The organism is Rhodopseudomonas sp. (assembly GCF_013377015.1).
GTDB lineage: Bacteria > Pseudomonadota > Alphaproteobacteria > Rhizobiales > Xanthobacteraceae > JARJEH01.
In genome coordinates this window covers 1-3,083 of sequence record NZ_JACABA010000015.1, presented here as the reverse complement: position 1 = coordinate 3,083, position 3,083 = coordinate 1, and the positions used below count along the sequence as shown (strand labels likewise).

Annotated in this window: 2 pseudogenes; both read left to right on the top strand. The window is 64.7% G+C overall.

The features are described 5' to 3' along the window. Nucleotides 1–8 precede the first annotated feature (8 nt). Nucleotides 9–2,261: pseudogene (locus tag HXX15_RS22965) on the top strand (glycosyl transferase); the annotation flags it as partial. A gap of 90 nt (nucleotides 2,262–2,351) precedes the next feature. Further along, nucleotides 2,352–3,083 (top strand): annotated as a pseudogene (locus HXX15_RS22960) (glycosyl transferase); the annotation flags it as partial.

The following is a 3,083-nucleotide window of genomic DNA, read 5'->3' as shown; positions in this document are numbered from 1 at the left end:
TCTCTGAAGTGCGGTCGACGCTGGCAGCGGCGGAAGTGCCGATCCGCGTCTTCAACACGCCCGATACCCCGGTGCCGGAAGTGCAACTGCTGTCGAACGGCCGCTACCACGTGGTGGTCACGAACGCCGGCGGCGGCTATTCGCGCTGGCGCGATCTGGCCGTCACGCGCTGGCGCGAGGATGCGACCTGCGATAACTGGGGCAGCTTCTGCTATATCCGCGAAGTGAAGAGCGGGGCCTTCTGGTCCAGCGCCTGGCAGCCGACACTGCGGCGGCCCGAGACATACGAGGCCATCTTCTCCGAAGGACGTGCCGAGTTCCGCCGCCGCGATTCGGTGGGTGACGGCGATTTCGAGACGCACACCGAGATTGTCGTGTCGCCGGAAGACGATATCGAATTGCGCCGCGTGCGCATCACCAATCGTTCCCGTCATCGCCGCGAGATTGACGTGACGAGCTACGCCGAGGTGGTGATCGCGCCGTCGGCGGCGGATGTGATGCATCCGGCCTTCAGCAATCTTTTCGTGCAGACGGAAATCCTGCGCGACCGGCATGCAATTGTCTGTACGCGCCGGCCGCGTTCGCTGGGCGACGAAGAACCGTGGATGTTCCACCTGATGGCGGTGCATGGCGCGGACGTCGGCGAGGCGTCCTACGAGACCGACAGGTCGCGCTTCATCGGCCGCACGCGCAGCGCCGTTGCGCCACAGGCGATGATCGATCCGGCGCCACTTTCGGATACCGATGGTTCGGTACTCGATCCGGTTGTCGCCATTCGCTATACGCTGACACTGGACCCGGAGCAGTCGGCAACCGTCGACATGGTGTCCGGCGCTACGGACAGCCGCGACATCGCACTCAGCCTGATCCACAAGTATCAGGACCGGCATCTTGCCGACCGTGTCTTCGAACTCAGCTGGACGCACAGCCAGGTGGTGCTGCGCCAGCTCAATGCCACCGAGGCGGATGCTCAACTGTACGCACGGCTGGCCGGCTCCATCATTCATGCCAATGCTTCCCTGCGCGCCGACGCCAGCGTGATCATGCGCAACCGGCGCGGACAGTCGGGTTTGTGGGGCTATGCCATTTCCGGCGATCTGCCTATCGTGCTGCTGCAGATCGGCGACGCATCCAACATCGATCTGGTACGCCAACTGGTGCAGGCGCATGCCTACTGGCGGTTGAAGGGACTGGCGGTTGATCTGGTGATCTGGAACGAGGATCACGCCGGTTACCGGCAGCAGTTGCAGGAACAGATCATGGGGCTGATTGCTTCGGGGCTGGAGGCCAGCCTGATGGACCGGCCCGGCGGCATCTTTGTGCGGCCGGCGGAGCAGATCTCCGGCGAGGACCGCATCCTGTTGCAGTCGGTGGCGCGCGCCATCATCACGGACGGGCGCGGGTCGCTGGAAGAACAGATAAGCAAGCGCCGGCTCGCGGAACCACTGATGCCGCGCTTTACCGCCAGCAGGACGCATCGCGCCGAGGATGCGCTGGGTCCCGTTGCGCCGCGCAAGGACCTCATTCTCTCCAACGGTCTGGGCGGATTCACCGGCGACGGACGCGAATACGTGATTACCCTGGCGCCGGGGCAGGTGACGCCGGCGCCCTGGGTTAACGTGCTGGCCAATCCCGAGTTCGGCACCATCGTTTCGGAAAGCGGTTCGGCCTACACGTGGAGCGAGAATGCACACGAATTCCGCCTCACGCCCTGGCACAACGATCCGGTCAGCGATGCCGGCGGCGAGGCCATCTACCTGCGTGACGAAGAGACCGGTCATACCTGGTGACCGACGCCCCTGCCGGCTCTTGCCGCCAAGGCCTGCGTCATCCGCCATGGCTTCGGCTACAGCGTCTTCGAGACGCATGCGAACGGCATTCGTACCGAGTTATGGATTTACGTGGCCATGGATGCCGCCATCAAGTTCTCGGTGCTGAAAGTGCGCAATGCCTCGGGGCGGTCGCGCAAGCTCTCGGCGACCGGCTATGTCGAATGGGTGCTCGGTGACTTGCGGGCCAAGTCGGCCATGCACGTGAACACTGAAATCCATGGGCCAAGCGGCGCACTTTTTGCGCGCAATCCCTACAGCACGGAGTTTGCCGAGCGCGTCGCCTTCTTTGATGTGGATGATGCACGGCGCAGCGTCAGCGGTGACCGCCGGGAATTCCTCGGCCGCAACGGCACGCTGCGCAATCCTGCCGCCATGAAGCGCACGCGGCTATCCGGCAAGGTCGGCGCGGGTCTTGATCCCTGCGCGGCGATACAAGTGAGCTTCGATCTCGCGGACGGCGAGGAGCGCGAAATCGTCTTCCGGCTCGGTGTCGGTCGCAATGCCGATGAAGCGGGTCGCATGGTGCAGCGCTTTCGCGGCAGCCTGGCGGCGCGGGCGGCACTCGAAGCGGTGTGGCTGTACTGGAACCACACGCTCGGGGCCGTGCAGGTGCAGACGCCGGATGCTTCGCTCAACGTGCTGGCCAACGGCTGGCTGCTCTATCAGACGCTGGCCTGCCGCATCTGGGCGCGCAGCGGGTACTACCAGTCCGGCGGTGCCTTTGGCTTCCGCGACCAGTTGCAGGATTCGATGGCCCTGATACATGCCGAGCCGGGCCTGGTGCGCCAGCATCTGCTGCTGTGCGCAAGCCGGCAGTTTCTTGAAGGCGATGTGCAGCACTGGTGGCACCCGCCCGCCGGCCGCGGCGTGCGCACGCGCTGCTCGGACGATTATCTCTGGCTGCCGCTCGCCGTGTGTCGCTACGTCAGGAGCACCGGTGATACCGGGATACTGGATGAGAGCGTGAATTTCCTTGAAGGCCGGCCGGTGAATCCGGAGGACGATTCCTACTACGATCTGCCGGCGCGCTCAGGCGAATCCGCCACCCTTTACGAGCACTGCGTGCGCGCGATCCGCCACGGACTGCCCACGGGTGCGCACGGTCTGCCACTGATCGGCTCCGGCGACTGGAACGACGGCATGAATCGCGTCGGAATACTGGGCAAGGGCGAGAGTGTGTGGCTGGGCTTCTTCCTGTGCAAGGTTTTGAAGCGCTTTGGCGAACTCGCCAGCGGACGCGGCGACCATGCC